Source organism: Mycetohabitans sp. B2, from assembly GCF_021733735.1.
In the GTDB taxonomy this organism is placed as follows: domain Bacteria; phylum Pseudomonadota; class Gammaproteobacteria; order Burkholderiales; family Burkholderiaceae; genus Mycetohabitans; species Mycetohabitans rhizoxinica.
In genome coordinates, this window is the sequence record NZ_JAHKSP010000008.1 from 20,192 (window position 1) to 27,698 (window position 7,507).

Genomic DNA, 7,507 nt, shown 5'->3' on the forward strand with positions numbered 1-7,507 from the left:
CGTGCGTCCGGTGTTGCGCATCCGAGGTTGCGCACGGCCGACGAGAGGACTCAATGATTCAGGCGGCCGAGCATCAAGAACTCCATCAGCGCCTTTTGCACGTGCAGCCGGTTCTCGGCCTCGTCCCACACGACGCTTTGCCGACCGTCGATGACATCGGCGCTCACTTCCTCGCCACGATGCGCGGGCAGGCAATGCATGAACAGCGCGTCAGGCTGCGCGAGCGCCATCAGTTCCGCATCGACGCACCAATCCGCGAACGCGGCTTTGCGCGCGTCGTTTTCTTGTTCGAAGCCCATGCTGGTCCACACATCGGTCGTGACCAGGTGGGCGCCTTCGCAGGCGGCGCGCGGATCGTCGGTTTCTTCAACCGATGCCAGGTGCGCCGGGTCGATCGATGCGTGATCGAGCCTGTATCCCGGCGGCGTCGATACGCGTAGCTTGAAACCGAGGATGTGCGCGGCCTCGATCCATGTATAGGCCATGTTATTCGCATCGCCTACCCACGCGACGGTTTTGCCGCGGATCGGTCCCCGATGCTCGTGGAACGTGAAGACGTCGGCCAGCACCTGGCAGGGGTGATACTCGTTGGTCAGTCCATTGATGACCGGAACGCGCGAATTTTGCGCAAAGCGCCGCAGGATGTCCTGGCCGAACGTGCGAATCATGATGATGTCGACCATTCGCGATATGACCTGCGCCGCATCCTCGATCGGTTCGCCGCGACCCAGCTGCGTGTCGCGCGTGCTCATGAAGACCGCGTGACCGCCCAACTGGAAGATCCCGGCTTCGAACGAGAGCCGGGTGCGCGTCGAGTTTTTCTCGAAGATCATGGCCAGCGTGCGATCGTGCAACGGGTGGTAGGTTTCGTAGTTCTTGAACTTCTGCTTCAGAATTCGGGCGCGTTCCAGCACGTAGTCGTAATCGTCGGCGGAAAAATCCCGGAATTGCAGGTAGTGGCGAATCGTCTTGGTGGAGGTCATAAAAACAGATACGGCGGACTGAGCCGGTCAGTACGCCGGGTGCCGCCGCTTGCCATGTGGATCATTCTATCCAGCATAAAGGATTTCGGCGCCTTTGACGAGTCGGCCTACGTCTGCTGCCGTGCCGGACCGGGCATCGCTACTTTGTACTGCGCCGGACGGTTCTTATAGGCGGGCGACGCGGCCGGGTCGCCGGCGGGCAACAAGGCGACGCGCTTCAGCTTGCGTACGTCTCCGGTTCGGCACGACGACTGCTCAGCGGGCAGGCAACTCAGCGCGACGGTGGCGAGAACAAGGAAACGACGGGAAAGCGCGGATCCGGTATTCCGGGCAAGATGGTGCACTGCGGCAAGGGACCACGTGCGCTATAATAAACGGCTTTCGCGGCGAGCCTGCCACCGTGGTGTCGCGCTGTGCGCGCGGCGGAACACGGTGTGGGAAACACGTCCGTGCGTCGCGGAGCCTCATTTGCCCCGTTCGCGGGTGCCGTCGAGTCGGTGCTGGCGGGGCGGTCTTTCAGGTGTTCCACATGGGCGACTCATCCTCAACCGAATACTTCATTCAAGGCATTACCAAGAGCGGAAAGAAGTTTCGGCCGAGTGACTGGTCGGAGCGGCTATGCGGTGTGATGTCGTCGTTTGGTCCAGGAGCGACGGGGCCGAACGCGAAGCTGAAGTATTCGCTATACGTGCGGCCTGTGATGCTCGGTGACATCAAGACGGTGATCGTCGATTCGCGGCTGCGCGACATTGAGCCGATGGCTTTCGATTTCGTGATGAATTTCGCGCGGGACAACGATCTGGTGGTGACCGAAGCCTGTGAGTTGCCGATCGAGCATCCAGTACAACGCGCCACGCCCAAACGCGAGGTTGGCTAAGCGGGGCGGCGAGCGACTGTTGCGGGCAGCGCCTGCTGCCGAATTGGCGTGGCCGCGCAGCGCCCTGCGGTTTGGGTTGTCATCTAAGCGCAAAAGCCCGCGATTGCGGGCTTTTTGCTTCGACTACTCCACTCCATCGCTGCACCACCGGTGTTGCGCCGGGCCGACTCGGTGCGTTTTGGCGAAACCGAGTCTTGTCTTCACACGACGTGTCCGCTTGACGGGCCGCGCCGTGGGCGATCAACCGGTGTGGGGCTTTACGCTGCAGCCTGCGCCAGACCCTTGATAGCAGCGGCCAGGCGGCTCTTGTGGCGAGCGGCCTTGTTCTTATGGATGATTTTCTTGTCGGCGATGATGTCCAGCGTCTTCGACGATTGCTTCAGCACCTCGGCAGCCTTTGCCTTGTCGCCGGATTCGATCGCCTTGCGCACGGCCTTGATCGCGGTACGCATTTTGGAGCGCAGCGCAGAATTGTGTGAGTTGGCTTTTGCGGCCTGACGGGCACGCTTGCGAGCTTGTGCGGAGTTAGCCATGACGGTTCCTTATCCTGTTTCCAGCGGTATTGGAGTATGAGCCGCGGGGAACGGTTGCCCGGCGGACTATCGAAACGGCGGATTATAACAATAAAACAATGGGATGCGCAATCGGCGTCCCCGCCCCGAATCACCATCCGAGTCCCAGGACTACCGCCACGTCGCGCTGCCATCGGTCAGCGCGGCTACCGCGGCGTGCCGTGGTCGTGCCCGTCGCATAGGGTCCGTATAATTCCCCCGCATGAATCTACTCCGCGCCCTCGTCACCGTCAGTGGCTTCACCTTGCTTTCTCGGATCACCGGATTGGCGCGTGAAACGCTGATTGCCCGCGCTTTTGGCGCCAGCCTGTACACCGACGCGTTTAATGTCGCGTTCCGTATCCCAAACCTGCTGCGGCGCCTGTCCGCCGAGGGCGCGTTTTCGCAGGCGTTCGTGCCGATCTTGGCCGAGTTCAAGAATCAGAAGGGGCACGAGGCGACGCGTACGCTGGTTGACGCGACCGCCACCGTGCTCGCCTGGGTGCTGGTCGGCCTGTCGGTGCTGGGCATCGCCGGCGCCGGGTTCGTCGTGTGGATGGTCGCATCGGGGTTGCGTCACGATGCTCAGGCGTTCGAGATCTCAGTGACGATGACGCGGATCATGTTTCCGTACATCGCGCTGATCTCGCTGACATCGCTGGCGTCCGGCGTCTTGAATACGTATCGGAATTTTTCGCTGCCGGCATTTGCGCCTGTCCTGCTCAATGTCAGCTTCATCGTCGCGGCATTGGTCGTTGCGCCGCGCTTGGCCACCCCAATCTACGCGCTCGCTTTCGCGGTGTTAGCCGGCGGCGTGTTACAGCTGCTTATGCAACTGCCGGGGCTGAAACGGGTCCAGATGATGCCCCGGATCGGGCTCAATCCGGCCCGCGCGCTGGCCCATCCCGGGGTCAAGCGGGTCCTGTGGAAAATGATGCCTGCCAGCTTCGCGGTATCGGTCGCGCAGCTATCCCTGATCGTCAATACCAATATCGCTTCGCACCTGGCGCCCGGCAGCGTATCGTGGTTATCGTACGCGGATCGGTTGATGGAGTTCCCGACCGCGCTGCTGGGCGTTGCGCTCGGCACGATTCTATTGCCCAGCTTGTCCAAGGCGCATGCGGATGCCGATGCATCGGAATACTCGGCGCTGCTCGACTGGGGCTTGCGGCTCACTTTCCTGCTGGCTGCCCCTAGTGCTGTCGCGCTGTTCGTCTACGCTGAACCCTTAACAGCCACATTGTTCAATTATGGACGGTTCTCGGGCCACGACGTCATGATGGTGTCGCGTGCACTGGCCGCCTATGGGGTGGGGTTGCTCGGGCTGATCCTGATCAAGATCCTCGCGCCCGGTTTTTATGCTAAACAGGACATTAAGACACCGGTGAAGATCGCGTTGGCGGTGCTAGTCGTCACGCAATTGTGCAATGTCGTGTTTGTGCCCCATCTTGCACATGCGGGCTTGTCGCTGAGTATCGGCATCGGCGCATGCGTGAATGCGCTGCTGCTGTTCGCCGGCTTGCGTCGGCGCTCGATCTATGTACCATCGGCCGGATGGGGACTGTTTTTTGTGCAGTTGGCCGGCGCGTGTCTTGTGCTTGCTGGCGTGATGCGCTGGTTCAACCAGTCGTTCGATTGGGTCGCACTGGGGCTCCACCCGGGTATGCGCATTGCAGCATTGGGTGCTACGCTGATCCTCTTTGCCGCACTATATTTTGCCATGTTGTTTTTGATGGGCTTTAAATATACGTACTTCCGCCGCCGCGTGAAATAACGAACCGATGACGACTTCCCGAATATTCGATTTTTTCACCACATTAGTCGCGCAGGACGAAAGCCTGCCGCTGACCGAAGCCGCCTTGTCACTGGCCCAGGATACCTATCCGGATTTGGATGTGCAGGGCACCCTCACGGACATCGACGCGCTGGTGGTGCGGCTGCGTCGACGCATGCCGCAGGGCGCTGACGTAGCGCAGAAGTTATCGATGCTGAACCGCTTTTTCTTCCGGGAGTTGGGGTTTTGCGCGAACCTGAACGACTACTATGATCCGGACAACAGCCATCTGAACATGGTGCTCAAGAAGCGACGCGGTGTTCCGATTTCGCTCGCCGTAATCTACTTGGAGATGGCCGAGCAACTCGGATTACCCGTCAAGGGCGTGTCGTTCCCGGGTCACTTCCTGTTGCGGGCAACGATCGCGGAAGGCGAAGTGATGCTGGATCCGACGACCGGCGAGTCGCTGAGCGAGTCGCGTATGGTCGAGATGCTCGAGCCGTATTTGGACAGAGGCGGGCAATCGATCGCCGGCACGCTGCACGCGCTGCTGCAGCCGGCCACCGAGCGGGAGATCATCGCGCGGATGTTGCGCAATTTGAAAGCGATCTACCTGCAGACCGAGCGCTGGCAACGGCTGCTGGCTGTCCAACAACGACTCGTCATCTTGCTGCCGGAGAACATCGAGGAAGTCCGCGATCGCGGCTTCGCGTATGCGCGGCTGGACTATTTACGACCGGCACTGGACGATTTAGAGCGCTATCTAGAGCAGGAGCCCGATGCAGCCGATGCGACCGTTATTGAGTCGCAATTGCAGGAGTTGCGCCAGCGTACACGTCACGGCGATTGACGTCCCGACGCGGCGGCAACCGGTCCGGGTCCGGCTTGGGCCGTGCGCGAAGTGACTGCGGTTGCAATACAGGCCGTCTACCACGGTGATCAGGAGGCCCTGCATCAACGCCCGCTCATGTGAATGGCCACCGCCGATTCCATCCTCAAAAAGATCGCGCGTTGATGCAAAGTGATGTCTGGGACAAGACACCAGCTAGATCTGTTGCCAAGGCGGTATGAGATGCCAGGGACAGTGCTAAGGCTGAAAATAACACAAGGCTACTCGTTCGGATGCGCATAGGACTTCGTCAAAAAGACGGGAAAACGGATGGAGATCGACAATAGTGCTCGCTTACAACTGCGCGCTTAGTCGAAAGCCGACCGTGACGCGGGCCGTTGATAATGCCGATGGATGATACAGGGGCGTGCCGGCAGACAACTCGTACGTGTAGGTGGCCAAGCGCGTCGGCACCGTGCCGCGCAACCCTAGCGCCGCGCCGGCAAGCTGCATGCCGCTCTGGCCCTGTGTTAATGGACCAAAGACTTGGCCATAATCAAGCGCCGCGTAAGCGTGCTGCCCGGTGTGCGCAATTGGCGCTTGCAGTTCGTTGCGCCAGTAAAAGCCGCGTTCGCCGGCGAGCATTGTCTCGCCATCGAAACCGCGCACGGTGTAGCGACTGCCAATGGTGAGGCCATCCAGATAAAAAAGCCGGTTGTTAGTGAACTGCCCGTGTGCGGCACTGACGTAGCGCAACGGCTGGCCCGCGAGTGTGAACGGCACGGACAGATTCGCATCCAGCGATGCCATGCGCAGTCGATACGTCGGACAGCCGCGTGGCAACGCTGGCGTTGCGCCGAGCCAACCCAGACCCTGCCGGTACGCGAGCAGGCCGTCAAACTGTGCGCCGCCGAAATAATGTCGGTGAGTCAAGCCCAGCTCGATAAACGTATTATTACGTCGTTGTTGTTTGATTTCGGTGTCTTCGATAAAGCTCGCGCCAAAGCGCTTAATGCCGCGCAGCTGCACACCGAACACACCGGCCTGGCTGCGCGCTAATGTGCGATGCACGCGCGCGTCGACGAACTGGCTGTTGCCGCTCGCGACAAAGGTATGGTTCACGCCGGCAATCTGTTGGTAGTAGGTGTTGGTACTGGCGGACAGCGATGCTGTCCAGTACCCATACGGGATCGAATAGGAAGCGTTCCAGCCGTGCGAGCCGAGGCGCTTGTCGCCGAAACTCAGGTCATGGTTGGCCCCCACGTTGAGCATGTCGTTCAAGCCCAGCGGGTTATCGACGCCTACGCTCACTTGGCCTTGCAGCTTGCCGGTCGCCCGCGCGCCTGAGTTATCGACGGATGCGACAAAAGTCCACGGCTTGGCGCGCCTCACCTGGATCACCACGTCACTCTGACCTGGCATCTGGGCGGGCTCAATCCGCATGTCAACGTCCTGGCTCGGCACGCGCTTGAACTGCTCCAGGCCTTGTTCGAGATCGCGCAGATTCAATGCGTCGCCGGCTCTAGCCGGAAATGCGGACTTCCATGTGCCGCCTATCGTTGGCTCCGAAAAACGCACGGCATGAATCACGCCCGGCACGAGCGTGACGGTCAACTTGCCGTGCGAGAGATCCTGCTCGGCCAGCATCACCCGTGATGTGATGTAGCCGCGGCTCAAAATCTCCTGTGCTAGCCCGCTGACAATCCGGTTCAAGCCTTGTTTGCCGACGCATTGACCCGCATAGTGCGCAAGCCATTGACGTGCAAATGCGAAGCGGTCCTGGGGCAACGCCGAGGCACCTTGTGCGCGCACGGCTGCCGGCAGCTGCTTGGGCACCTCAAGCGCGAAGTGCTCAATGCGAAAGCACGGCTGCTCGGTGGGCAACACCGGGTAAGCCGCGGCGGGCGGCGCGCTGGAGCGTACAGCCGGAGTGTTAATGGCCTGTTCGCGCTCTTGGGCCTGGCGCTGTTGCTCAAGCCGCTGTTCCGGATAGGCTGTCTGCGGCGTCGGTTCGGGCGGGTTTTGCGCGAGCGCCCCGGGGCTGGTACCTATGCCGCCGAGCAGCAGGGCCGCGCACCCTGCAAGCGGGCCAGCGTAGCGAAGGGGTACCAGTGCTGTCGAGGTTGGCAAAGCAGGTGCTCCTTGGCAAATAGGGGCTGGCGCGGCCAGCGGGGACCTGATATTGGCATGGCGGGGCGGCCCACTAGGGTGGGCCGGTCCGTCCCGCGCAGTATTTTTTCTGATCGAATGGGGGCGGTGTCCGGGGCACGGCACAGGTGGTTGGGCAATGGCGAATCTTTATACTAAAGTGGTTAAATTGCCCGACGAGGCTAACCTATATGGCAATGCGTTGGATTCTAGTGGGTGTTGAGCCGGTGTGGCGTGTGGGCCGGGCCCGCTTCGTGGCGCTCGGGCTAAGCGCGTGGCCAGCGTGGGGCCTTGCGCAAATCGTGCCGGCTCCTGGGGGAGAGACTCGAGTCATCCAAACGCAAA

The 7,507-nt window shown here is 61.0% G+C and carries 6 protein-coding genes; 3 read left to right on the plus strand and 3 right to left on the minus strand.

Features of this window, described 5'->3' with window-relative positions; genetic code table 11:
- Positions 1 to 50: 50 nt before the first annotated feature.
- On the minus strand, positions 51 to 983 hold the full coding sequence (gene argF / locus KPG66_RS01940; protein ID WP_013434234.1) for an ornithine carbamoyltransferase: 933 nt from the start codon (positions 981 to 983) through the stop codon (positions 51 to 53).
- A gap of 529 nt (positions 984 to 1,512) precedes the next feature.
- Here argF and KPG66_RS01945 point away from each other — a divergent pair.
- Positions 1,513 to 1,860 (plus strand): DUF3579 domain-containing protein, encoded by a 348-nt coding sequence (locus KPG66_RS01945; RefSeq protein ID WP_041753054.1) that lies wholly within the window; start codon positions 1,513 to 1,515, stop codon positions 1,858 to 1,860.
- Between the two features lie 257 nt (positions 1,861 to 2,117).
- Here KPG66_RS01945 and rpsT read toward each other — a convergent pair whose 3' ends face one another.
- Entirely contained in the window at positions 2,118 to 2,393 is a 276-nt protein-coding gene (gene rpsT, locus KPG66_RS01950; RefSeq protein WP_013434237.1) for a 30S ribosomal protein S20, read from the minus strand.
- A gap of 241 nt (positions 2,394 to 2,634) precedes the next feature.
- Between rpsT and murJ the strand changes: the two genes are divergently transcribed.
- Both murJ and KPG66_RS01960 read left to right on the plus strand, forming a co-directional pair.
- The gene (gene murJ, locus KPG66_RS01955; RefSeq protein WP_237069864.1) at positions 2,635 to 4,185 is read left to right on the plus strand and encodes a murein biosynthesis integral membrane protein MurJ; all 1,551 of its coding nucleotides are present in this window, start codon (positions 2,635 to 2,637) and stop codon (positions 4,183 to 4,185) included.
- 7 nt (positions 4,186 to 4,192) lie between these two features.
- Positions 4,193 to 5,035 (plus strand): SirB1 family protein, encoded by an 843-nt coding sequence (locus tag KPG66_RS01960; RefSeq protein WP_237069865.1) that lies wholly within the window; start codon positions 4,193 to 4,195, stop codon positions 5,033 to 5,035.
- A gap of 333 nt (positions 5,036 to 5,368) precedes the next feature.
- Here KPG66_RS01960 and KPG66_RS01965 read toward each other — a convergent pair whose 3' ends face one another.
- The gene (locus tag KPG66_RS01965; RefSeq protein WP_442929400.1) at positions 5,369 to 7,081 is read right to left on the minus strand and encodes a ShlB/FhaC/HecB family hemolysin secretion/activation protein; all 1,713 of its coding nucleotides are present in this window, start codon (positions 7,079 to 7,081) and stop codon (positions 5,369 to 5,371) included.
- Between the last annotated feature and the right edge of the window lie 426 nt (positions 7,082 to 7,507).

What these genes read in the sequence shown, in the direction of transcription:
- KPG66_RS01960 (WP_237069865.1), top strand. Translation starts at nt 4,193, where the DNA reads ATGACGACTTCCCGAATATTCGATTTTTTCACCACATTAGTCGCGCAG.
- KPG66_RS01945 (WP_041753054.1), top strand. Translation starts at nt 1,513, where the DNA reads ATGGGCGACTCATCCTCAACCGAATACTTCATTCAAGGCATTACCAAG.
- rpsT (WP_013434237.1), bottom strand. Translation starts at nt 2,393, where the DNA reads ATGGCTAACTCCGCACAAGCTCGCAAGCGTGCCCGTCAGGCCGCAAAA.
- argF (WP_013434234.1), bottom strand. Translation starts at nt 983, where the DNA reads ATGACCTCCACCAAGACGATTCGCCACTACCTGCAATTCCGGGATTTT.
- murJ (WP_237069864.1), top strand. Translation starts at nt 2,635, where the DNA reads ATGAATCTACTCCGCGCCCTCGTCACCGTCAGTGGCTTCACCTTGCTT.